At 70.8% G+C, this 22,873-nt stretch carries 22 protein-coding genes and 1 tRNA gene; 6 read left to right on the plus strand and 17 right to left on the minus strand.

Features of this window, described 5'->3' with window-relative positions; translation table 11 throughout:
• Positions 1–340 precede the first annotated feature (340 nt).
• Complete coding sequence (locus ACFHVL_RS03210) at positions 341–2,020, plus strand: glycoside hydrolase family 13 protein (RefSeq protein ID WP_416625657.1); 1,680 nt, start codon at positions 341–343, stop codon at positions 2,018–2,020.
• Between the two features lie 200 nt (positions 2,021–2,220).
• On the opposite strand, the gene ACFHVL_RS03215 is transcribed toward ACFHVL_RS03210, so the two are convergent.
• From ACFHVL_RS03215 to trpS, 4 genes are read right to left on the minus strand one after another with little or no spacing between them, the layout of a single operon-like run.
• Complete coding sequence (locus ACFHVL_RS03215; RefSeq protein ID WP_416625383.1) at positions 2,221–2,643, minus strand: hypothetical protein; 423 nt, start codon at positions 2,641–2,643, stop codon at positions 2,221–2,223.
• Positions 2,621–3,637, minus strand: coding sequence for a YihY/virulence factor BrkB family protein (locus ACFHVL_RS03220; RefSeq protein WP_416625384.1), 1,017 nt, complete (start codon positions 3,635–3,637; stop codon positions 2,621–2,623). Before ACFHVL_RS03220 ends, ACFHVL_RS03215 begins: the two co-directional genes overlap by 23 nt.
• Positions 3,638–3,683: 46 nt before the next feature.
• Positions 3,684–4,238 carry a 2'-5' RNA ligase family protein gene (locus tag ACFHVL_RS03225; RefSeq protein WP_416625659.1) on the minus strand — a complete coding sequence of 185 codons (555 nt, stop codon included), beginning with the start codon at positions 4,236–4,238 and terminating at the stop codon, positions 3,684–3,686.
• Entirely contained in the window at positions 4,235–5,260 is a 1,026-nt protein-coding gene (trpS, locus tag ACFHVL_RS03230; protein WP_416625385.1) for a tryptophan--tRNA ligase, read from the minus strand. Before trpS ends, ACFHVL_RS03225 begins: the two co-directional genes overlap by 4 nt.
• 117 nt (positions 5,261–5,377) lie before the next feature.
• Between trpS and galE the strand changes: the two genes are divergently transcribed.
• Genes galE through ACFHVL_RS03245 form a run of 3 tightly spaced genes read left to right on the plus strand, consistent with a single transcriptional unit; the run spans position 5,378 to position 8,248 of the window.
• Positions 5,378–6,400 carry a UDP-glucose 4-epimerase GalE gene (gene galE, locus ACFHVL_RS03235; protein ID WP_416625387.1) on the plus strand — a complete coding sequence of 341 codons (1,023 nt, stop codon included), beginning with the start codon at positions 5,378–5,380 and terminating at the stop codon, positions 6,398–6,400.
• The gene (galK, locus tag ACFHVL_RS03240) at positions 6,397–7,659 is read left to right on the plus strand and encodes a galactokinase (protein ID WP_416625389.1); all 1,263 of its coding nucleotides are present in this window, start codon (positions 6,397–6,399) and stop codon (positions 7,657–7,659) included. Before galE ends, galK begins: the two co-directional genes overlap by 4 nt.
• A gap of 37 nt (positions 7,660–7,696) precedes the next feature.
• Entirely contained in the window at positions 7,697–8,248 is a 552-nt protein-coding gene (locus tag ACFHVL_RS03245; RefSeq protein ID WP_416625391.1) for a hypothetical protein, read from the plus strand.
• 78 nt (positions 8,249–8,326) lie between these two features.
• Here the strand turns inward: ACFHVL_RS03245 and ACFHVL_RS03250 are convergent, their stop codons facing one another.
• The 8 genes from ACFHVL_RS03250 to ACFHVL_RS03285 all read right to left on the minus strand — a co-directional run bounded on the left by ACFHVL_RS03250 (position 8,327) and on the right by ACFHVL_RS03285 (position 15,881).
• Positions 8,327–9,619, minus strand: coding sequence for a sulfate adenylyltransferase subunit 1 (locus tag ACFHVL_RS03250; RefSeq protein ID WP_416625661.1), 1,293 nt, complete (start codon positions 9,617–9,619; stop codon positions 8,327–8,329).
• 5 nt (positions 9,620–9,624) lie between these two features.
• On the minus strand, positions 9,625–10,536 hold the full coding sequence (gene cysD / locus ACFHVL_RS03255; protein WP_416625393.1) for a sulfate adenylyltransferase subunit CysD: 912 nt from the start codon (positions 10,534–10,536) through the stop codon (positions 9,625–9,627).
• 87 nt (positions 10,537–10,623) lie between these two features.
• Positions 10,624–11,463 (minus strand): 3'(2'),5'-bisphosphate nucleotidase CysQ, encoded by an 840-nt coding sequence (locus ACFHVL_RS03260; protein ID WP_416625394.1) that lies wholly within the window; start codon positions 11,461–11,463, stop codon positions 10,624–10,626.
• A 111-nt stretch (positions 11,464–11,574) separates the two neighbouring features.
• Complete coding sequence (gene pth / locus ACFHVL_RS03265; RefSeq protein ID WP_416625395.1) at positions 11,575–12,162, minus strand: aminoacyl-tRNA hydrolase; 588 nt, start codon at positions 12,160–12,162, stop codon at positions 11,575–11,577.
• A 108-nt stretch (positions 12,163–12,270) separates the two neighbouring features.
• Positions 12,271–12,924: a 50S ribosomal protein L25/general stress protein Ctc gene (locus tag ACFHVL_RS03270; RefSeq protein ID WP_416625397.1), complete on the minus strand. Its 654-nt coding sequence runs from the start codon at positions 12,922–12,924 to the stop codon at positions 12,271–12,273.
• A gap of 259 nt (positions 12,925–13,183) precedes the next feature.
• Positions 13,184–14,164, minus strand: coding sequence for a ribose-phosphate diphosphokinase (locus ACFHVL_RS03275; protein WP_416625399.1), 981 nt, complete (start codon positions 14,162–14,164; stop codon positions 13,184–13,186).
• Positions 14,165–14,226: 62 nt separating this feature from the next.
• Positions 14,227–15,720: a bifunctional UDP-N-acetylglucosamine diphosphorylase/glucosamine-1-phosphate N-acetyltransferase GlmU gene (gene glmU / locus ACFHVL_RS03280; RefSeq protein ID WP_416625401.1), complete on the minus strand. Its 1,494-nt coding sequence runs from the start codon at positions 15,718–15,720 to the stop codon at positions 14,227–14,229.
• 89 nt (positions 15,721–15,809) lie between these two features.
• A tRNA-Gln gene (locus tag ACFHVL_RS03285) sits at positions 15,810–15,881 on the minus strand.
• 186 nt (positions 15,882–16,067) lie between these two features.
• On the opposite strand from ACFHVL_RS03285, the gene ACFHVL_RS03290 reads away from it, so the two are divergent.
• Both ACFHVL_RS03290 and ACFHVL_RS03295 read left to right on the plus strand, forming a co-directional pair.
• Positions 16,068–17,039, plus strand: a complete 972-nt coding sequence (locus ACFHVL_RS03290; protein ID WP_416625402.1) for an acyl-CoA desaturase — start codon at positions 16,068–16,070, stop codon at positions 17,037–17,039.
• A 180-nt stretch (positions 17,040–17,219) separates the two neighbouring features.
• Positions 17,220–17,825 carry a TetR family transcriptional regulator gene (locus ACFHVL_RS03295; RefSeq protein ID WP_416625663.1) on the plus strand — a complete coding sequence of 202 codons (606 nt, stop codon included), beginning with the start codon at positions 17,220–17,222 and terminating at the stop codon, positions 17,823–17,825.
• 24 nt (positions 17,826–17,849) lie between these two features.
• Here ACFHVL_RS03295 and ACFHVL_RS03300 read toward each other — a convergent pair whose 3' ends face one another.
• The 5 genes from ACFHVL_RS03300 to rsmA form a co-directional block, all read right to left on the minus strand.
• A complete protein-coding gene (locus ACFHVL_RS03300; protein WP_416625404.1) occupies positions 17,850–18,335 on the minus strand; it encodes a DUF4383 domain-containing protein in 486 nt (161 codons plus the stop codon).
• A 144-nt stretch (positions 18,336–18,479) separates the two neighbouring features.
• Positions 18,480–18,935, minus strand: coding sequence for a DUF4383 domain-containing protein (locus ACFHVL_RS03305; RefSeq protein ID WP_416625406.1), 456 nt, complete (start codon positions 18,933–18,935; stop codon positions 18,480–18,482).
• Positions 18,936–19,047: 112 nt separating this feature from the next.
• The gene (locus ACFHVL_RS03310; RefSeq protein WP_416625408.1) at positions 19,048–20,910 is read right to left on the minus strand and encodes an ABC-F family ATP-binding cassette domain-containing protein; all 1,863 of its coding nucleotides are present in this window, start codon (positions 20,908–20,910) and stop codon (positions 19,048–19,050) included.
• 56 nt (positions 20,911–20,966) lie between these two features.
• Positions 20,967–21,923 carry a 4-(cytidine 5'-diphospho)-2-C-methyl-D-erythritol kinase gene (locus tag ACFHVL_RS03315; RefSeq protein ID WP_416625410.1) on the minus strand — a complete coding sequence of 319 codons (957 nt, stop codon included), beginning with the start codon at positions 21,921–21,923 and terminating at the stop codon, positions 20,967–20,969.
• Positions 21,924–21,986: 63 nt separating this feature from the next.
• Positions 21,987–22,871, minus strand: coding sequence for a 16S rRNA (adenine(1518)-N(6)/adenine(1519)-N(6))-dimethyltransferase RsmA (gene rsmA, locus ACFHVL_RS03320; protein ID WP_416625412.1), 885 nt, complete (start codon positions 22,869–22,871; stop codon positions 21,987–21,989).
• Between the last annotated feature and the right edge of the window lie 2 nt (positions 22,872–22,873).

The raw sequence follows: 22,873 nt of genomic DNA on the forward strand, positions 1-22,873 counted from the left end.
AAATCTGACCGGCGTGCTCGAAGCGACAATGCGTGACCCGTGAGGTCCGTGGCCCCGGCGCCAGACTTGCAGACGGCCTGGACAGACCAAGATCGTTCGGCGTCGGCGGGCGACCTACCCACCATTTTCACGCCTGCGCGGCGTCCTCCCCAAGGGGACCGGGTGACTTGCAGTTATCGAGAAGATATGTCCAAATTTTCTATCGATAAGTGCAAGATCGTCGCGATCTTGGGGGGTGGCGGGGCGGCTTGCGCAAGGATTGCTTGACTCTTGCAGTCTTCGGCAGGCATGCTCGGAGCAGAGCCACGAATCGCACCGACAGGACGGGGACCTCGTGACGATCGATCCTGCCCAGGCCAACCCCCGTACCGCCCGGGACGACTGGTGGCGCACCGCCGCCGTCTACCAGGTGTACGTGCGCAGTTTCGCCGACTCCGACGGCGACGGCATCGGTGACCTGCAGGGCATCCGCAGCCGCCTGCCGTACCTGCGCGACCTCGGCGTCGACGCGCTCTGGCTGACCCCGTTCTACCGCTCCCCGATGATCGACGGCGGCTACGACGTCGCCGACTACCGTGAGGTCGACCCGATGTTCGGCGACCTCACCGACTTCGACGAGATGATCAGCGACGCGCACGCGCTCGGCCTGCGGATCATCGTCGACATCGTGCCGAACCACACCTCCGACGTACACCCGTGGTTCGTCGCCGCGCTCGCCGCCGCGCCCGGGTCGCCGGAGCGCGAGCGGTACATGTTCCGCGACGGCCGGGGCGACCACGGCGACCAGCCACCGAACGACTGGGAGTCGATCTTCGGCGGGCCGGCCTGGACCCGACTGCCCGACGGACAGTGGTACCTGCACCTGTTCGACCCGGCCCAGCCGGACCTGAACTGGCGCCACCCGCAGGTGCGCGCCGAGTTCGAGCAGGTGCTGCGCTTCTGGTTGGACCGGGGTGTCGACGGGTTCCGCATCGACGTCGCCCACGGGATGATCAAGGCCGACGGGCTGCCGGACATCGGCTGGACCTCGGCCACCACCGGCCGCCGGCAGATCGAACTGCTCGGCAAGGGCCGGCTGCCCTACTTCGACCAGGACGAGGTGCACGACATCTACCGCACCTGGCGGCCGATCCTGGACAGCTACCCCGGCGGGCGGATGGCGATCGCCGAAGCGTGGGCGGAGACCCCGCAGCGGCTGGCCCGCTACATCGGCCCCGACGAGCTGCACCAGGCGTTCAACTTCGACTTCCTCGACGCCACCTGGTCGGCCGACTCGTTCCACAAGGTGATCGACACCGCGCTCGCCGAAGCGACCATCGTCGGCGCGCCGACCACCTGGGTGTTGTCCAACCACGACAAGCAGCGGCACGTCACCCGGTACGGCGACGGCGAGGTCGGGCTGCGCCGGGCCCGCGCCGCCGCGCTGCTGATGTTCGCCCTGCCCGGCAGCACCTACCTCTACCAGGGTGAGGAGTTGGGCCTGCCGGAGGTCCTCGACCTGCCCGACCATCTGCGTCAGGACCCGGCGTTCGGCCGGACCGGAGCCAGCCGCGACGGCTGCCGGGTGCCGCTGCCGTGGAGTGGCGAGAACCCGCCGTACGGCTTCGGGCCGGCCGGGTCGACGGCGTCGTGGCTGCCGGCCCCGGCCGGCTGGGCGCCGCTGACCGCGCAGGCCCAGGCCGCCGACAGGTCCTCGACGCTGGAGCTGTACCGGCGGGCGCTGGCCATCCGGGCCGGGCACCCGGCGCTGCGTGACGCCCCGGCCGGCGACGGCACCGGGCTGACCTGGCTGGAGACTGAGCCGGGTGTGCTGGCGTTCCGCCGCACCACCGACGCCGAATCCGCCGCCGACGCCGACGCCGACGCCGATGAGCTGGTCTGTGTGGTCAACCTCAGCGGCGCGCCGGTCACGATCCCCGGGTACGGCACCGTACTCATCGCCAGCGAGGCGGTGCCGACCGGGGCGGACGGGGCAGCCGTTCTGCCAGTCGACGCGGCCGCCTGGTTCGCGTTGCGCTGATCGGGGTTTACCTCGCCCCGAACTGGGGTAGACCGCCCGCAGAACCTGGTCGTCCGTCGAGCTGGTGTCGCCGCCGGGCGGTTGGGCAGGTAGACCCCTTGTGGTGGGGGGGCGAAGGTGGTGACGGTGCCCCGGGACCAGAAATGGTCCCGGGGCACCACCGTGCCAGGCGCCACTTGTTGCCGGTCAGCTCCGGGTCGTCAGCTCCGGGTCGTCAGCATGCTGGCGATGCGGGCCATGCCGGCGCGCACCTCCTCGGGCGACGGCGGCGGTGACGGCTCGACGTGCCGCTCCTGCGGTTCGGCGTCGGCACCGCCGCCTACCAGGTCGTCCAGGTCGCCGTAGTCGCCGGGGTCCTCGTCCCCGGCGGCCTGGGTCGCGGCCAGCTCGGCCCGGATCTCCTCGACGGTGATCAGGGTGAGCAGCGGTTCCACCACGGCCATCAGCTCCTCGTCGGCGACGACCGTCTCGGCCAACGCGAGGGCGTGCGCCCGCTCGTACGGCCCGCACACCACCGGTTCCCAGTCCCCGTCCTGCTCACCGAGCGGCCCGAAGGTGATGATCCACGGCATCGTGTGCGCCGGAGAGTCGTCCGGCAGCTCAAGTGTGACTAGTGCCCCCACGCGACCGATCATCGCGGCCCGACCCGGCCGGCTCGGCGCCTTTTGCGTTATTCACTCCTTCTGGCGCTGACCCGGGATCCTCGGCCGGCTGCACCGGCTTGGCCGACTGCGCGGCGCCGACGCTGGGCCGTCGGCGCTTCATGACGTCGACGACCCGGCCGTGCCGGCTGGTCGCGGCCAGCGCCGCGCCGAACAGCAGCAACTGGTTGAGCAGGTAGAGGTAGATCAGCAGACCGACCGCGCCGGCCACGACGGTGTACGCCGGGTTGCGCTCGAACCGGCCGACGTAGAAGCGCCCCGCCGTGTTGAGCACGGTGATCCCCAGCGCCACGGCGACGATCGGGGTGACCAGCCGGCGGGCCGGCATGTGCAGCCGGGGCACCGCGACCAGCAGCGCCGCCGCCAGCACCATGTTGATCACGATGGCGAGCAGCACGCTGGAGACGGCGGCGACGACCGACTGCTCGCCGAACGCCCAGCGCAGCAGCGACCGCAGCGCGTCCACCGCGCCCACCGAGATGCCGATCAGCAGAAACACCCCGACCAGTACGCCGAGGTCGACGGCCTGCCGGACGCCGAAGTACCCGGGCTGCTGGTTGAGCCGGTGGATGAGCCGCTGCGACGACCGGATCGCCTCGACCCAGCCGATGCCGGTCAATACGAGCAGCACCAGACCGACCACCCCGACCCGGCCACTGTTGTCCTGGATCTGCGTCAGGTCGAGAAACGGCAGGTTCTGCTCCAGGAACCCGGCGACCGCCTCGCTGACCTCCTCGTTGCCTTCCACGATCGCGCCGAAGACCCAGTAGGCGACCAGGCCGAGGGCGAAGACCGCGAAGAACCCGTAGTAGGCGATCGCCGCGGCGAGCCGGCCGCCGAACACCTCGTTGTACCGTTCGCCGGCCCGCCACAGGTGGTCGAAGCGCACGGATCGCCGCCGGGCCCGGTCCAGTCCGCCGGTGACACCGGCGACGAGCCGGCCGAGTAGGTTCACGCCGCCATCCTTGTGCATCCGCGCACCGGGCGAGGCGCCGGCACGGTCAGCCGCCGAGCGGGAAGTCCCGGTAGGGGCGCCAACGTCCTTCGCCGTTGTGTGAGAAGAGGGTGAACGAGTCGACGTCGAACGCCGCCTCGAACCCGGCGAGGTCGTCGTAGACCTTGTCCAACGCCTCGGTCGACACGTCGTGGGCCACGGTGACGTGCGGGTGGTACGCGAACCGGCTCTCCCGTACCAACTGGTCGGCCTCGCCGATCGCGGCGGCGAGCGACTCGCATTCGCTGATCCCGGCGGCCACCGCGACGAAGACCACGTCGGTGATCGGCCGGAAGGTGCCGGTGCCCCGTAGGTGCAGCGGGTACGGCGGGTGGGCGGCGGCCACTGCGGCCAGGTGCGCCTCGACCTGCGGCAGCTGGGTCTCGGCGATGTTCGTCGGGCTGAGCAGGGTGATGTGCGCCGGCACGAACTCCGCTGCCGGGTCGCCGGCTTGCGCCCGGCGGCGGGTCAGCTCCTCGCCCCACGGCTGCGGGACGTCGATGGCGACCCCGATCCGCAGCTGCCCCGGCGCCGGTGGCGCACCGATGAGCGCCACGGTCAGCGGTTTCCCGCCGGCGGCAGGAAACCCACCCGCTCGTAGACCGCGGCCAGCGTGGCGGCGGCGACGCTGCGGGCCTTGTCCGCACCGATCGCCAGCATCTTGTCCAGCTGGGCGGGGTCGTCGAGGTAGCCGCGGGTGCGCTCCTGAATCGGCCGGACGAACTCCACCACGACCTCCGCCAGGTCCTTCTTCAGGTCACCGTAGCCTTTGCCCTGGTACGCGGCGGTCAGCTCGTCGAGCGTCCGGCCGGTGAGCGCGGCGTAGATGGTGAGCAGGTTGCTGATGCCGGGCTTGCTCTCCGGATCGTAGATGATCTCCCGGCCGGTGTCGGTGACCGCCGAGCGGATCTTCTTCGCCGAGCGTGCCGGCTCTTCCAGCAGGTCGATGATGCCGGCCGGCGAGGACGCCGACTTGGACATCTTGGCCGTCGGATCCTGCAGGTCGAGGATCTTGGCAGTGGCCTTGACAATGAACGGCGCGGGCACGGTGAAGGTCGGACCGAACAGCGAGTTGAACCGCTGTGCCAGGTCCCGGGTGAGTTCCAGGTGTTGTCGCTGGTCCTCGCCGACGGGGACGGCGTCGGCCTGGTAAAGCAGAATGTCGGCGGCCTGCAGGACCGGGTAGGTGAACAGCCCGACGCTGGCCCGCTCGGCACCCTGCTTGACGGACTTGTCCTTGAACTGGGTCATCCGGCTGGCTTCGCCGAACCCGGTGATGCAGCCCAGCACCCAGCTCAGCTGGGCGTGCTGGGGCACCTGCGACTGGACGAACAGCGTGCACCGGTCCGGGTCGAGCCCGGCCGCCAGCAGCTGCGCGGCGGCCACTCGGGTCCGTTGGCGCAGCACCGCGGGGTCGTGCCCGGCGGTGATCGCGTGCAGGTCGACGACGCAGTAGAAGGTGTCGTGGGTGTCCTGCATCGCCACCCAGTTGCGCACCGCACCCAGGTAGTTGCCGAGGTGGAACGAGTCGGCGGTGGGTTGGATACCGGAGAGCACCCGGGGGCGGAAGGTGGGCTCGGACATGTCAGCAATTCTGACAGCATCGACTGGTGACCGGCCGGCCGGACCCACCGACGACGAGTGTTCGACTGTGTTGGATTGCGGCTTCGAGTCTGTTGGTTCATGGCGCAATGTGATGGAATGCAGGCCGGACGGTCCGGCGGGAAGGAAGAAGCGACTGTGAAACTCCTGGTTACCGGGGGCGCGGGGTACATCGGCAGCGTGGTGACCCGACTGCTGATCGACGCCGGGCACGAGGTGGTGGTGCTGGACGACCTGCGGACCGGACACCGGATCGCGATCGCCCCCGACGCGACGTTCGTCGAGGCCCCCGTGCACGAGGCGGCGAGCGTGCTGACCCCGCAGGCCGGCTTCGACGGGGTGCTGCACTTCGCCGCCCTGATCGCCGCCGGTGAATCGGTCGCCCACCCCGAGTGGTACTGGCACAACAACGTCGTCGGCTCGCTGGCGCTGATCGACGCCGCCCGCGCCGCCGGCGTACGCCGCTTCGTCTTCTCCTCCACCGCCGCGGTCTACGGAAACCCCACCGAACTACCCATCACCGAACAGGCGACCAAGGCCCCGACCAATCCGTACGGGGCGACGAAACTCGCCGTGGACCTGGCGTTGACCGGTGAGGCGACCGCGCACGGGCTGGCCGCGGTGTCACTGCGCTACTTCAACGTCGCCGGTGCGTACCTGCGGCCCGACGGCACCGCACTGGGCGAACGGCACGAGCCCGAGAGCCACCTGATCCCGATCGCGCTCGAAGTGGCCGCCGGCCGGCGGGAGAAGCTGCAGCTGTTCGGCGACGACTACCCGACGACCGACGGCACCTGCGTGCGCGACTACATCCACGTCGAGGACCTGGCCCGGGCGCACCTGCTCGCCCTCGACGCGGCGACCGCCGGCGAGCACCGGATCTACAACCTGGGCAACGGCAACGGCTTCTCCAACCGCGAGGTGGTCGAGGTGGTCCGCCAGGTCACCGGGCACCCGGTGCCGGTGGAGATGTCGCCCCGGCGCGCCGGCGACCCGGCCACCCTGGTCGCCTCCTCCCGGCGGGCGCACGACGAGCTCGGCTGGCGGCCGGCCAAGCCGACCCTGGCCGAGATGGTCGCCGACGCGTGGGCGTTCCGGCCGCACCGGCAGGCACGGTCATGACGGTTGCTGGCCGCGCCGGTGACGGCTTCGAGCAGCGGTACGGCGGCCCGCCGGCCGGGGTCTGGGCCGCCCCCGGCCGGGTGAACCTGATCGGCGAACACACCGACTACAACGACGGCTTCGTGCTGCCGTTCGCCCTGCCGCACCGCACCGTCGTCGCGGCGGGCCCGGCAGACCGGACCGGCCCGGCGGGCCCGGCAGACCAGTCCGGCCCAGCGGGCCCGGCGGACCAGTCCGGCCCAGCGGGCCCGGCGGACCAGCCCGGCCCGGCAGCGGACCAGAGCTGGACCGTCTGGTCGGAGCAGTCCGGCGAGCAGATCGTGATCAGCGCCGCCGACGTGGCCCGGCCCGGTGCCGTCGACGGCTGGGGCGGCTACGTCGCCGGGGTGATCTGGGCGCTGCGGGAAGCCGGCTTCGCCGTACCCGGCGCCCGGCTGGCGATCGCCTCCGACGTACCGCTCGGTGCCGGCCTGTCGTCGTCGGCCGCGCTGGAGGCGGCGGTGCTGACCGCCCTGGTCGACCTCGGCGGCATCGGTACCGACCGGCTGCCGGTCGATCAACGGCCGGCGCTCGCGCAGCGGGCCGAGAACGGCTACGTCGGCGTGCCGTCCGGGATCATGGACCAGTCGGCGTCGATCCGCTGCCGTGCCGGGCACGCGCTGTTCCTGGACTGCCGGTCCCTGGCGGTGGAGCAGATCCCGTTCGATCTGGCCGCCGCCGGATTGGCCATCCTGGTCGTCGACAGCCAGGCCCCGCACCGGCACGTCTCCGGCGAGTACGCCGCCCGCCGGGCCACCTGCGAGCGGGCGGCGGCGGTGCTGGGTGTACCGGCGCTGCGCGACGTGCCGGTCCACGGGCTGCCGGCCGCGCTGGACCGGCTGCCGGACGACACGATGCGCCGCCGGGTCCGGCACGTGGTCACCGAGAACCAGCGGGTGCTCGACACCGTCGCGCTGCTGCACACCGGTCGGGTACCCGAGATCGGGCCGCTGTTGACGGCGTCACACGCGTCGATGCGCGACGACTTCGAGATCACCGTGCCGGAGGTGGACGTCGCGGTCGACGCGGCGCTCGGCGCCGGGGCGTACGGTGCCCGAATGACCGGCGGCGGCTTCGGCGGCTGCGTGTTGGCCCTGGTCGATGCGGGTGCCGCCGGGCAGGTGGCGGCCGCGGTCGACAAGGCGTACGCGGACAGCGGATTCACCGCGCCGGTGTGCTTCACCGCCCTGCCCTGTGCTGGAGCCGAGCGGATCCACTAACCTCGCCGGGACACAATAGACCCGTTGGAGGATGCCCGTGACACAGGCGATGACCGACCGGCCGCCGGAGATCGTTCCGTACCTGGTCCGGGTGCAAGGGCACAGATTCCTGGCCGTCGCCGGCGGTGTGGCGGCCGCCGGCTGGTTACTGACCGGCGGGCTCCTCGCCGGGGTCGGGTACCTGGTCGCCCGGGAACTCGACGCCGGCCGATGGCTGACGCTGGCGCTGGTCGGCCTACCGGCACTGGGCCTCGGTGGGCTGCTGACGGCCGTGGTCGCCCTGTGGCACGGCCGGTTCATCGGTCGCGGCCCGGTGCTGGCCGCCGACCGGACCGGGGTCTGGGTGGCCAACGGCAGCTTCCGGGCCAACCCGGTCTGGCTGCCCTGGGAGGCGGTCTCCGGGGTACTGGTCCGCCGCAGCTGGCTGGAGGACCTGATCTTCATCGACGCGCAGACGCCGCATCCGGCGGTGCCGCCCGGAGCCCGGCTGATGGTGCCGACGATGCTGCTGGACCGCCGCAGCGGGGACATCGTCACCGCGCTGAGCGCGCTGGCCGCCGGCCGCGCACCCGTCTACGGACGCTGGTGAGGCGGCTCGGGACGCTGGTGGCAGTGTGCCGGGCCGGCCGATTCGGCCGGGCCCGGCACCCGATCAGTCGAGCACTGGTCAGCCGGCTTCGATGATCATGCCGGCGGCGGCGGTCCGGTTGGTCGACTCGTCGACCAGGATGAATCCGCCGGTGGTGCGGTTGCGCCGGTACTCGTCGGTCAGCAACGGCACCGTGGTCCGGAACTTCACCCGGCCGATGTCGTTGAGGCCGAGTTGGCCGGCCGACTCGTCACGGTGCAGGGTGTTGACGTCCAGCAGGTACTGCACGCCGCGGACCACCGCCCGGGCGGTACGGGTGGTGTGCTTGATCGTGTACTTGGCACCGACCTGCAACGGCCGCGTCTCGTCCATCCAGCAGATCATCGCCTCGATGTCCTGAGCCGGGGTGGGCGCGTTGTGCGGCCGGCAGATCAGGTCGCCGCGGGAGACGTCCAGTTCGTCGGTGAGCCGGACGGTCACCGACATCGGCGGGAACGCCTCGGCGACCGGCCCGTCGGCGGTCTCGATGCTGGCGATCGTGCTGGTCAGCCCGGACGGCAACACCATGATCTCGTCGCCGGGTTTGAGCACCCCGGAGGCGACCTGCCCGGCGTAGCCGCGGTAGTCGGTGACGACGGTCGACTGCGGGCGGATCACGTACTGCACCGGGAACCGTACGTCGACCAGGTTGCGGTCCGAGGCGATGTGTACGTGCTCCAGGTGGTGCAGCAGCGACGGTCCCTCGTACCAGGGGGTCTTCTCCGACCGGGTGGCGATGTTGTCGCCGTTGAGCGCGGAGATCGGGATCACCGACAGGTCGGGTGCCTCCAGCTTGGCGGCGAACGTGGTGAACTCGTCGGCGATCGACTCGAACACCGACTGGTCCCAGCCCACCAGGTCCATCTTGTTGACGCAGAGCACCAGGTGCGGCACCCGCAGCAGCGAGCAGAGGAACGCGTGCCGGCGGGACTGCTCGACCAGCCCCTTGCGGGCGTCGACCAGGATCAGCGCCAGATCCGCCGTGGAGGCCCCGGTGACCATGTTGCGGGTGTACTGGATGTGCCCCGGGGTGTCGGCGATGATGAACTTGCGCCGGGGGGTGGCGAAGTAGCGGTACGCCACGTCGATGGTGATGCCCTGTTCCCGCTCGGCACGCAGTCCGTCGGTGAGCAGCGCCAGGTTGGTGTACTCGTCGCCCCGAGCCGCGCTGACCGCCTCGACCGCTTCCAGCTGGTCGGTGAAGAGCGACTTGGTGTCGTAGAGCAGCCGGCCGATCAGGGTCGACTTGCCGTCGTCGACACTGCCGGCGGTGGCGAACCGCAGCAGGTCCATGCTCCGGGCGGTAGGGGCCTCAGTGGTCTCAGCCGTCACCGTCATCAGAAGTAGCCCTCCCGCTTGCGGTCCTCCATGGCGGCCTCGCTGACCCGGTCGTCACCACGGGTCGCCCCGCGCTCGGTGATCCGGGTGGCGGCGACCTCGTCGATCACCTTGTCGACGGTGTCAGCCGGGGAGCTGACCGCCGCCGTGCAGGAGGCGTCCCCGACGGTGCGGTAGCGCACCTGGGCGATGAACGGTGTCTCGCCGGAGCGGGGGGTGATGAACTCGTTCACGGCGTACAGCATGCCGTCGCGTTCGATCACCTCGCGCTCGTGGGCGAAGTAGATCGACGGCAGCGCGATCTGCTCGCGGGCGATGTAGTGCCAGACGTCCAGCTCGGTCCAGTTGGACAGCGGGAAGATCCGGATGGACTCGCCCGGGTGGTGCCGGCCGTTGTACAGCGACCACAGCTCCGGGCGCTGGTTCTTCGGATCCCACTGGCCGAACTCGTCGCGGAAGGAGAAGACCCGCTCCTTGGCCCGGGCCTTCTCCTCGTCGCGGCGGGCACCGCCGAACAGGGCGTCGAACCGGTACTTCTCGACCGCGGCCAGCAGCACCGGAGTCTGGATCCGGTTGCGCATGCCGTCGGGTGACTCGCGCACCAGACCCGACTCGAGCGCTTCCGGCACGCTGGCGACGACCAACTGCAGCCCGAGTTCGTCGACCCGGCGGTCGCGGTAGTCGAGCACCTCGGGGAAGTTGTGCCCGGTGTCGACGTGCATCACCGGGAACGGGATCCGGGCCGGAGCGAACGCCTTCTGCGCCAGACGCAGCATCACGATCGAGTCCTTGCCGCCGGAGAAGAGCAGCACCGGGCGCTCCAGCTCGGCGACGACCTCGCGCATGACGAAGATGCTCTCCGATTCCAGCGCGTCGAGATGGGAGACGCGGTAGGCGGTGGTGGCACTCATCGCGCCCACCTCCGGTCGTGGTGGGTGGTCCGAAGCTTGGTCATCCGAATACCAGACCTTTCCGGTTGGCAAGCTGGAGATCAGAGGTCAGGATACCTGCAGATGCCGCCGCAACGCTGCGAGCAGTTTGCTGGCAAGATCCCGTCGACATACCACCAGATCTGGCAGCCGCGGGTTGGCCTCGTTGTATTGCAGCGCAGATCCGTCGATCCGGGAAGCGTGCAGCCCGGTGGCGGTCGCCACGGCCACCGGAGCGGCCGAGTCCCACTCGTACTGGCCGCCGGCGTGCACGTAGGCGTCGGCGTCCCCGGCGATCACCGCGGCGATCTTGGCACCGGCCGAGCCCATCGGCACCAGCTCGGCACCGATCTCCTGCGCCAGCGCGGTGACGAACGCCGGGGGGCGGCTGCGGCTGGCGGCCAGCCGGATCGCACCGTCGGTGGTCCCGGGCGCCGGCATCGGCGGGTACGGCGGCGGATACTCGGTGCTGATCGTGCGGTGCTGGGCGGGTAGCCCGACCGCGCCGGCGACGAGGCGGTGCGGGGTGGAGCCCTGCCGGGACCAGAGCGCCACGTGCACGGCCCAGTCGACCCGGCCCTGCTCGGAGAACTCCCGGGTGCCGTCGAGCGGGTCGATGATCCATACCCGGTCGGCGGTGAGCCGCGATGGTCCCGCGGTTGCGGCGGCGTTGTCCGGGTCAGGCAACGCCTGACGGGAGCCGTCGTCCTCCTCGGAGAGAACCGCGTCCGCCGGGCGCCAGCGGGCCAACTCGGTACGGAGCAGATCGTGGGCGACCTTGTCGCCGGCTGTCTTCAGTGCGGTCGGGTCGGCGTACCCCAGCTCCTCGCGGACCTGGAGCAACGACTCGCCGGCACGGCCGGCGAGCCATCGGGCGAATGCGGCGTCGGTTACCGGCGGCGTGCTCATCTGGCTCCTCTTCTGCCTACCCGGCGACACCGGGCTCTCCCCCGAAGTCCACGGACAGGGTCCTGCCCGGTTCACGATCCAGCTGTCCCAGTTGTAACGACACAGCCGCGCTCAGGTGCTGTGGTATTGGTTCTGGGTCCAGTCCAGCCCTCGGACGACCAGCGCTTCCACCAGGTCAGCGGCTTGATCGACGAGAAACTCGAGTTCCTTACGTTCAGTTGTCGAGAAATCTGACAAAACGTAGTCGGCCGGATCCTGCCGGCCGGGGGGTCGCCCGATGCCGAACCTGACCCGCAGGTAGTCCTTGCCGCCCAGTGACCTCGACATGGACCGCAGACCGTTGTGGCCACCCTCGCCGCCGCCCTGCTTCACCCGCAGCCGACCGTAGTCGATATCGAGCTCGTCGTGAACCGCGACGATCCGCTCGATCGGAATCTTGTAGAACTGCGCCAGCGTCGCCACCGGGCCACCGGACAGGTTCATGTAGGTCAGCGGTTTGGCCAGCACCAGTTTCGGCCCGCCGAACCCGAGGTGCCCCTCGGCGGTTTCCGCCGCCGCCCGCCGATGCCGGCTCAGCCGGGCACCCACCCGACCGGCGAGCAGATCCGCGACCAGGAAACCGACGTTGTGCCGGTTCCGGGCGTACTCCTTGCCAGGGTTACCGAGCCCGACCACCAGCCATGGTGTCGTGTCCACCACACCTCCTGGAACGGATCAAGGCGTCACCGCGCCGGCAGGGCCAGGTACGGGACGCCCGGATCGCCAGGGCCGGTGGCGTGCGTGGCACCGGCCCTTGGACGCGGCAGGTCAGGCCTGAGCCGGCTGCGCGGCGGCTTCGGTCGGCTGCGCGGCGGTGCCTTCCTCGCCCGCCGGCTCCTCGGTCGCCACGCCGGCCTCGGCGTCGAGCTGCTCGGCGGTCGGGGCCCCGGAGATGACGACGAGCACCGTCGTCGGGTCGACGATCAGCTCGACGCCCGCCGGCAGCTTCACGTCGCCGGCGGTGATGTGCGAACCCGCTTCCAGGCCCTCGATCGAGACCTCCAACGACTCCGGCAGCCGGGTCGCGTCGGCACTCACCGACAGGGTGTCGTTCTCGTGCATGACCAGGGTGCTGCGGGCCGGCTCACCGACCAACTGCACCGGTACGTCCACGGTGACCTTCTCGCCGCGACGGACCAGCAGCAGGTCGACGTGCTCGAAGGTGTCCTTGATCGGGTCCCGCTGGATCGCCTTGGTCAGCGCGAGCGCCTGGGTGCCGTCGGTGATGTCGATGGTGAACAGTTGGTTGGCGCCACCGTGGCGGATCGCGGCGGCGAACTCACGCGCGGGCAACGCGATGTGCTTGGGCTTCTCGCCGTGGCCGTACAGCACGGCGGGCACCTTGCCGGCCCGACGGGTACGACGGGCACCGCCCTTGCCGAACTCGGTGCGGGGCTCGGCGCTGATTTTTACCTCGGACACGGGAGTACTCCTGGAAGTTTGGCAGTGCGTGCGGGGGAACCTGATCCGGCTCCGGAGAGTCGGACGCGATGTCAGCGGTGCCGGGCGAAGGGGCACGCGGGGCGCTCGTCCAATGGGCAGTGCCCGGAGCACCGCGTCGATCACGGTGCTTCCGTGCGGCAGCGCTTGGTCAGCAGCGGCCCGCAGGGCACCCTCGCCGTGGCAACCGCACTAGTCTACCCGAGGCAGATGATCGCGTTCAGGCAGTCCCCGGCTCAGCTCAGCTGAGCCCGCCGAACAGTGTGGTCACCGAACCGTCGTCGAACACCTCGCGGATCGCCCGCGCCAGCAGCGGCGCTATCGACAGCACGGTGAGTTTGTCCAGCTGCTTCTCCGCCGGCAACGGCAACGTGTTGGTCACCACCACCTCGCTGATCCGGCTGTTCTTCAGCCGCTCGGTGGCCGGATCGGACAACAACGCGTGGGTGGCCGCCACCGCGATGTCGGAGGCGCCCGCGGCGTAGAGGATCTCCGCCGCCTTGATGATCGTCCCACCGGTGTCGATCATGTCGTCGACGATCAGGCAGACCCGGCCCTCGACGTCGCCGACCACCCGGTTCGCCACCACCTGGTTGGGCTTGAGGGGGTCCCGCGTCTTGTGGATGAAGGCGAGCGGGCAGCCCCCGAGCCGGTCGGTCCACCGCTCGGCGACCCTTACCCGGCCGGAATCGGGCGCGACCACCGTCATCGGCCGGCCGGCGAAGCGCTCCTCCACGTAACTGGCCAGGATGCCCATCGCGAACAGGTGGTCGACCGGCCCGTCGAAGAATCCCTGGATCTGCGCGGTGTGCAGGTCGACGGTGAGGATCCGGTCGGCGCCCGCGGTCCGCAGCAGGTCGGCGATCAGCCGGGCCGAGATCGGCTCCCGACCGCGGTGCTTCTTGTCCTGGCGGGCGTACGGATAGAACGGCAGCACCACGGTGATCCGCTTGGCCGAGCCCCGCTTCAACGCGTCGACCATGATCAGTGTTTCCATCACCCAACGGTTGACTCCGTGGGTGATGGACTGGACGACGAAGGCGTCCGAGCCGCGCACCGACTCCTTGAACCGGACGAAGATCTCGCCGTTGGCGAACTCGTACGAGTCGGTCGGGGTGGGCGCGACGCCGAGCACCTCGCCGATCTCCTGAGCCAGCTCGGGAAACCCCCGGCCGGAGAAAAGCATGAGGCTCTTACGGTTCTCGGCGACGATACTGCCCATCGAGACGTCTGCTCCCGTCAGGGTGATGCGGTCGCCGACCTGGTGGGTCACACGCCGCTGGACTAGTCAGTCGCAGTATCTCCCGGAACGGTGCCGCCAGCATCGTGATGGTGGGCTGCCTCACCACCAGCGGCCTCGCCGGCCCTGGCCGCGGCGTCGGCCGATGCGGTGCCGGGCCGGCGTGACCGCACCCAGCCGTCGACGATCCGTTGGGCCGCCCGGGTGACGGCGAGGGCACCGGGCGGCACGTCGTTGGTGACCACACTGCCCGCCCCGACGTACGCCCCCGCGCCGATCTCCACCGGGGCGACCAGACTGCTGTCGCAGCCCACGAAGGCGGATTCGCCGACGGTGGTGTGGCTCTTGCGGACCCCGTCGTAGTTGACGAAGATCGTCGCCGCGCCGATGTTCGCCCGGGCGCCGATCGTGGCGTCCCCGACGTAGCTCAGGTGCGGAACCTTGGCACCGGGTCCGATCTGTGACTTCTTCACCTCGACGAAGGTGCCGACCTTGGCCCGCTCGGCGAGGTCGGCGTCCGGTCGCAGGTAGGCGTACGGCCCGACACTCGCCCCCGCGCCCACCCTGGCCTGTACGGCGTGCGACCGCAGCACGGTGGCGCCCGCGCCGACCGTCGTGTCGACGAGGGTGACGTCGGGCCCGACAGCCGCACCGGCACCGACCGTGGTGGTGCCACGCAGCTGGGTGTTCTGGTCGATCACCGCGTCGCGGTCGACAGCGACGGTCACGTCGATCCAGGTCGTCGCCGGGTCGAGGATGCTCACCCCGGCGCGCATCCAGCCCTCGTTGATCCGGTCGGCGAGCAGCCGACGCAGTCGGGACAGCTCCACCCGGTCGTTGCAGCCCAGTGTCTCGGTGACGTCGACGGCGACGTGCACACCGACCGGGGCACCGGCGGCGGCCAGCAGACCGACGGCGTCGGTCAGGTACTCCTCGCCCTGGTCGTTGTCGGTGGAGAGCTTGCCGAGCGCGTCGCGCAGCCCGGCCGCGTCGAAGGCGTAGATGCCGGCGTTGATCTGGCGGATCCGGCGCTGTTCGGCGGTGGCGTCGCGCTCCTCGACGATGCGCTCCAGGCCGCCGGTCGAGTCCCGGATGATCCGGCCGAGGCCGGTCGGGTCGGCGACCTCGGCGGTCAGCACGGTCGCCGCGGCACCGGCCGACTCGTGCGCGTCGATCAGGCTCGCCACCGTCTCCGGGCGCAGCAGCGGCACGTCGCCGTTGAGCACGACCACCGTGCCGCTGGCTTCGGGGGCCGCCGCCATCGCCAGGCGTACCGCGTGCCCGGTGCCGTGCTGCTCGGCCTGCAGGACCGGCACCGCCGCCGGGGCGATCTCCGACAGATGGGCGGTGACCTGCTCGGCCCGGTGTCCGACGACGACCAGGGTGCGGTCGGCGGCGGCGGCGGACGCGGCGGTGAGCACGTGCCCGACCAGGGTCCGGCCGAGCAGCGGGTGCAGCACCTTGGGAAGATCGGACTTCATCCGCTTGCCTTCGCCGGCGGCGAGGACGACCACGGTACGGGACCGGGGCTGGATCACGAGAAATGCTCCCGTCAGGGCGGCGGCGCTTCTGGTTGACCGGGCGAGACGCTCGACGTCGCGACAGCGAGGCTGAACGTCACGGGAAGCTCGGCCGCTAGGACTCGAACCTAGAATATCGGGACCAAAACCCGAGGTGTTGCCAATTACACCACGGCCGATCGGGCAACCCGCACAGCTTATCGTGCCGTGGGCGATCTCAGCGCACCGCCGTCGCCCGGACCGTAGAAAACTACGCCTCCGTAGGTTACGGTGACGTAGGCGTAAGTTTCCGATCTTCACCGCTAGCGCAACGGCTCTGAACGCCCCCGGCGCACGCGGTCGAACCGTCACCGCTGTGAGGTGCCATGTCCACCGCTCTGCTCGAACCGCCACAGGCCACCCCCGGACCCGCCCCCAAGCCACTGACCGTCGGCAAGCAGTCGGCCGGCATCCTGATCGCGCTCGGGGCCTTCGTGATCATCCCCTTCCTCGCGGTCGTCGCCGCCGTCCCGGTCGCCTGGGGCGGCTGGCTGGGCTGGTCGGATGTGATCATCGGGCTGGTCTTCTACGTGGTCGCCGGGCTGGGCATCACCGTCGGGTTCCACCGCTACTTCACCCACAACTCGTTCAAGGCGAAGCGGTGGCTGCGGATCACCCTGGCGGTCGCCGGCTCGCTGGCCATCGAAGGCAACGTGATCCAGTGGGTCGCCGACCACCGGCGGCACCACGCGTTCTCCGACGTCGAGGGCGACCCGCACTCGCCGTGGCGGTTCGGCCCCAGCGTCTGGGGCCTCACCAAGGGTCTGTTCTACGCCCACATGGGCTGGCTGTTCCACCGCGACCTGACCAACCAGGAGCGCTTCACCCCCGACCTGCTCGCCGACAAGGACATGCGGCGACTCGACAAGCTCTTCCCGGTGCTCGTCGTGGTCACCATGGTCTCCCCGGCGCTGATCGGCGGCCTGGTCACCTGGTCCTGGCAGGGCGCGCTGACCGCGTTCTTCTGGGCCGGCCTGGTCCGGGTGGCACTGCTGCACCACGTCACCTGGTCGATCAACTCGGTCTGCCACGTCTACGGTGAGCGCCCCTTCGATGTCCGCCAGGGCGACAAGGCGTCCAACTTCTGGCCGCTGGCCATCCTCTCCTTCGGGGAGAGCTGGCACAATCTGCACCACGCCGACCCGACCTGCGCCCGGCACGGGGTGCTGCGCGGTCAGATCGACATCTCGGCACGGGTGATCTGGCTGCTGGAGAAGACCGGCGCCGCGTCGAACGTGCGCTGGCCGAAGCCGGAACGAATCGCCGCCAAGCGCGTCAAGGCGGTCACCGAAGCCTGATCCGGACGGTGCCGGGCGGCTGTCCGGTAGCCCGGCACTGGCAGGATGGGCCAAGTGACTGACAATTCGATCACCAACGGTGACGCCGCGCGGGGTCCGACAACCGCGCCGACACCGACACCGACACCGGCGCCGCCGCCACGACCGGCGGCGCCGGCCAAGTCCAGTTCGCGGGTCCGAATGTCAGCCGCGCAACGACGCGAGCAGCTGATCACCATCGGCCGGCAGCTCTTCGCCGAACGTGGGTTCGACGCCACCTCGATCGAGGAGGTCGCCTCCCGGGCGAAGGTCTCCAAGCCCGTCATCTACGAACACTTCGGCGGCAAGGAAGGGCTGTACGCGGTCGTCGTCGACCGGGAGGTCCGCGCCCTGCTCGACCGGATCACCACCGCACTCACCGCCGGACACCCGCGCGAGCTGCTGGAACAGGCCGCGCTGGCGCTGCTGGACTACATCGAGACGGAGACGGCCGGCTTCCGGGTGCTGGTCCGGGAGTCACCAGTGCTCTCCGCCGCCGGCAACTTCTCCAGCGTGATGAACGACGTGGCGCACCAGGTGGAGCACATCCTCGGCGCCGAGTTCAAGAGCCGCGGCTATGACCCCAAACTCGCCGAGCTCTACTCCCAGGCGTTGGTCGGCATGGTCGCGCTGACCGGTCGCTGGTGGCTCGAGGTGCGCAAGCCACGCAAGGAGACCGTCGCCGCGCACCTGGTCAACCTCTCCTGGAACGGCCTGTCCCACCTGGAGGCCAAGCCCACCCTGCTCACCCGGCAGCGCGAACGCTGAGCCGACCGGACGGACAGCTGACCGTCACCGGTGGGCCTGCTGTTGCGCCGGCTGCTCGACCCCGCGGCGGTACCGCTTCTGCGCATCGGACTCGTCGACCGGCCCCACCTTGTCGTACAGACCGGTGGCCAGGAAGATCAGGCCGAATATGAGCGACACGACCACCGTCGACATCGAGAAGTTCAAGAAGTTGGCGTCCGTACGCAGCAGGGCCATCATCAACAGTCCGGTCACCATGAAGACCACCGAAATGGTGAGGTTGGCGAGATGCCCGGCCTGGCCGCCGATGATGGCACCGATCAGGATCAGCCCGCCGTAGCCGATCGAGGCGATCGAGAACGCCAGGTTGGTGCGCAACCCGAGCGCCCAGACGTCGTCGCGGGCGAAGAGCGGATCGCCCCAGGTGGCGAGGGTTCCGGCGATGCCGAAGACCAGGACGTACAGCCCGGTCAGCCCGGCGATGGTGCGATAGAGCGGTCGCAGCGGATGGTTGACCGGGATGTGCACCATGGCGGCTGCTCCTGTCGCGGACCCTGGCCCGCGACAGGTACGCGGGCACCCACCTGCGGATTCTCACCCAGGGAGCGGGCCAGGCGCAGCAGAACCGGCAGTTGGGCGGCCCTGCGACGGAGCCAGCGGTCGCGGGGCGCCGGGTCAGAGCACCAGCCGGCCGTCCCGCCAGGCCTTGGCCTCTTCCTCACTGCCCATCTTGCCGTACATGCCGGCCATCAACAGGACCAGACCGATGGTCATGACGACCACGCAGGTGCTGACCGTGAAGTTGAGGAAGTTGGCGTCGGTACGCAGCACGGCCAGCTCGGCCAGGCTCAACGCCATCAGGGCCCAGGCCAGGGCGGTGTTGATCGCCGCGTCGATGTTGCGACCGAGCCCGACCCCGGCCAGCACGATCACCCCCAGCAGCAGGCACAACGCCGAGAAGCCCAGGTTGGCGCCCTGCCCGAGCACCCGCGTGTCGTCCTGCGCGAACGGCGCGTCACCGAAAGTGGTGACGACCCCGAGCACTCCGAAGATGGCCAGATAGAGGCCGGTCAGCGCGGCGATCGCCCGGTAGATCGGCCGGGCCGGGTGGTTCACGGGGGTGTGCGACATGGGGTCTGTCTCCAACGCCGGACGGGAGGTGGTCGCCGACGATTGTCGCTCATCGGTCCCGGCCAGCGGCGGGTGGCCCTGCCGCAGCGAGGCCTGGCTCACCAGCCCGGGATCAGTCCACCTGCTCGGCGAGCTCCAGCCACTGCTCCTCGACGCGGCCACGCTGCGCCTGCACCTCGCGCAGCCGCGCGTCAAGCTCGGCGAGCCGGCTGAAGTCGGTGGCGTGCCGGGCGAGCTCCTCGTGCAACGCGGACTCCTGTTGGTCCAGTTTGCCGACCTGACGTTCCAGCCGGGCCAGCTCCTTGCGGGCCGCCCGCACATCGCCGGCGGACAATCCACCACCGGCATCCCCGGTCGCGCCGCCGCCAGCGGCCGAGCCAGCCGTGCCCGCCGCCGAACCAGCGGCGCGGGCAGCGGCACCGGCCCGGCCGGCGGCGGGAGCCGCCGACGCCGGGTCGGCGGCCGCCGCCCGCGACAGGTACTCGTCCACCCCGCCGACCAGGTGCACCAGCCGTCCGTCGCCGAACATGCCGTACACCTCGTCGGTCACCCGCTCGATCAGGTACCGGTCGTGGCTGGCCACCACCAGGGTGCCCGGCCAGGAGTCGAGCAGATCCTCCAACGCGGCCAGGGTGTCGGTGTCCAGGTCGTTGGTGGGCTCGTCGAACAGCAGCACGTTCGGCTCGGCGGCGAGCAGCCGCAGCAGCTGCAGTCGGCGGCGTTCACCGCCGGACAGGTCACCCACCGGCGTCCACAACCGGCGGTCGGTGAAGCCGAACATCTCGGCGAACTGGGTCGCGGACAGCTCCCGATCCCCGAAGATCACCCGGCGGGCGACCTCCTCCACCGCCTCCAACACCCGCAGCTGGCCGGGCAGTTCGGCCAGTTCCTGGGACAGAAACGCTGGCCGGACCGTCGAACCGGTGAGCACCCGGCCCTGCTGCGGGGTACGCGCCCCGGCCAGCAGTCGCAGCAGGGTCGTCTTGCCGGCGCCGTTGGCCCCGACCACCGCGATCCGGTCGCCCGGACCGATCCGCCAGGTCAACCCGTCGAGGATCAACTTCTCCCCGGCGTACGCGGTGACCTCCTCGAGTTCGTAGACCTGCTTGCCGAGGCGGGTGGTGGCCAGCCGGTGCAGCGACACCGTGTCCCGCGGCGGCGGTACGTCGGCGATCAACGCGTTGGCGGCGTCGATGCGGAACCGGGGCTTGGACGTGCGCGCCGGCGGCCCGCGCCGCAGCCAGGCGATCTCCTTGCGCAGCAGGTTCTGCCGGCGCGCCTCGGTGGCCGCCGCCACCCGGTCCCGTTCGGCCCGGGCCAACGTCCAGGCGGCGAACCCGCCCTCGTACGCGCGGACCGTCTGGTCGACGACCTCCCAGGTGTCGGTGCAGACCTCGTCGAGGAACCACCGGTCATGGGTGACCACCACCAGCGCGCCACGTCGACGCTGCACCAGATGCTCAGCCAGCCAGGCGACGCCGGCCACATCCAGGTGGTTCGTCGGCTCGTCGAGGATCAGCAGCTCGGCGGGGCGGATCAGCAGCGCGGCCAGGGCGATCCGCCGGCGTTCGCCACCGGACATCGGCCCGACCGGCTGGTCCAACCCGAGGTACGGCATGCCGAGTCCGTCGAGAACGGCCCGCACCCCGGCGTCGCCGGCCCATTCGTGCTCGGCACCGAAGCCCTCGGCGAGCCAGGCGGTGCCGAGCACCACGTCACGTACGGTGGCCTCGCCGGCCAGGTTCAGCGACTGCGGCAACGCGGCGACCCGCAGGTCGCGGCGGTGGGTGACCCGCCCGGAGTCGGGTTCCTCGGCCTTGGTGAGCAGCCGCAGCAGGGTCGACTTGCCGGCTCCGTTGAGGCCGACGACGCCGATCCGGTCGCTGTCGTCCAGTCCCAGGGACACCTCGGTGAGCAGTTGACCTGCGGCACCGTAGCCCTTGGAGACCCGGTCCAGATTGACGATATTCACCATGCTCCGAGGTTCGTTCACCGTGTGCTGAGATTCAGGCCGACCGGTGGTCGACTCGGTCACACTAGTCGGGCACCGACCACGGCCCCGTTCGCGAGGTGCACGGCACGGCAGACGTCGGCGGCCTCGAGCGCCTGCGCCACCGCCTGCGCGGTGCCCGCGTCCGGGGTGAGAAACACGCAGGTGGGGCCGGATCCGGAAACGAGTCCGGCCAACGCGCCAGCGGCCACTCCGGCGTCGAGGACCTTGGTGAGTGCCGGGCGCAGCGACAGTGCCGCCGGCTGCAGGTCGTTACCGAGCGCGCCGGCCAGCACCTGCGGATCCCGCTGGCGTAGCGCGGTGAGCAGTTCGTCGGCCGGGCCGACCGGTGGTGGTGCCGCGCCGGCGGCCCGCAGCCGGTCCAGCTCCGCGTAGACCTGCGGGGTGGACAGGCCGCCGTCGGCGACCGCCACCACCCAGTGCCAGGTGGTGGGTCGGGCCAGCACCGGACTGACCGACTCACCCCGCCCGGTGCCGACCGCGGTGCCCCCGTGCAGCAGGAACGGCACGTCCGAGCCGAGGTCGGCGGCGAGCACGGCCAGCTCGTCGCGGGACAGCCCGATCCCCCACAGCTCGTCGCAGGCGACCAGCGCGGCGGCGGCGTCGGCGCTGCCGCCGGCCAACCCGCCGGCCAGTGGGATCGCCTTACGCAGGTGCAGGCGGGCATGGGCCGGCACCCGGGCGTGGGTGGCCAACGCGCGGGCCGCGCGCAGTACCAGGTTGGAATCGTCCAACGCCAACTCGCCGGTGCCTTCGCCGTCCATGGTCAGGGTCAGGGTGTCGGCTCGTCGGGCGGTCAGCTCGTCGTAGAGCCCGATGGCGTGGTAGACGGTGCTGATCTCGTGGTAGCCGTCGGGACGCAGCGGGCCGACCGCCAACCGAAGGTTGACCTTGGCGGGCACCCGCACCTTGACCGAGCCGCGGGCACCGCGGCGGGAACGCTCGTCGTCGTCGCCCGGCCGCCATGCCTCGGTCACCGGGGAAAGCCCCAGCTGGCACGGGCCACGCGGACACCTCTCGTCACGATCACGGCAGCCAGCCTACTCGGCCGGCGGAGCGGCCAGCTGCGCTGCCGCGGCGATCGATGCGAAGTGCGCCACGGTCAGCGCCTCGCCACGGGCGGCGGGGTCCACCCCGGCCGCCACGAGAACCGCGGCCGCCTTGTCGGCGCCGCCAGCCCAGCCGGCCAACGCCGCCCGCAGGGTCTTGCGCCGCTGCGCGAAAGCCGCATCGACGACGGCGAAGACCCGCCGGCGGAACCGGTCGGCCGTCTCGCCCGGCGGGATCGACGGCGGCTCCCGCCGCACGAACGCCACCAGGCCGGAGTCGACGTTGGGCACCGGCCAGAACACACTCGGCGGGATCTTGCCGGCGGTCCGGGCCGTGGCGTACCAGGCCAGCTTCACCGACGGGATGCCGTACGTCCGGGAACCCGGGCCGGCGACCAACCGGTCGGCGACCTCCTTCTGCACCATCACCAGTCCACTACGCAGGCTCGGCAGCTCGGCGAGCAGGTGCAGCACCACCGGCACCGCCACGTTGTACGGCAGATTCGCCACCAGCGCGGTCGGCGCGGGTTCGCCCAGATCGGCGGCGGTGATGCGCAACGCGTCGGCGGTGTGCACGGTCAGCCGGCCGAGGTCCCCGCCGTGGTCGACGACGGTCTGCGGCAACGCGCCGGCCAGCACCGGGTCGATCTCCACCGCGTGCAGGTGGCGTACCTGGTCGAGCAGGCCCAGGGTCAGCGAGCCGAGACCCGGGCCGACCTCCAGCACCACCGACCCGGCCGGCAGCTCGGCGGCGGCCACGATCCGCCGTACGGTGTTCGGGTCGTGCACGAAGTTCTGCCCGAGTCGCTTGGTGGGTGCCACCGCGAGGCTGGTGGCGAGCTCCCGCAGCCGCGCCGGGCCGAGCAGCTCGGTCACCG

This window comes from Micromonospora sp. LOL_023, from assembly GCF_048060115.1.
Classification (GTDB): Bacteria; Actinomycetota; Actinomycetes; order Mycobacteriales; family Micromonosporaceae; genus Micromonospora_E.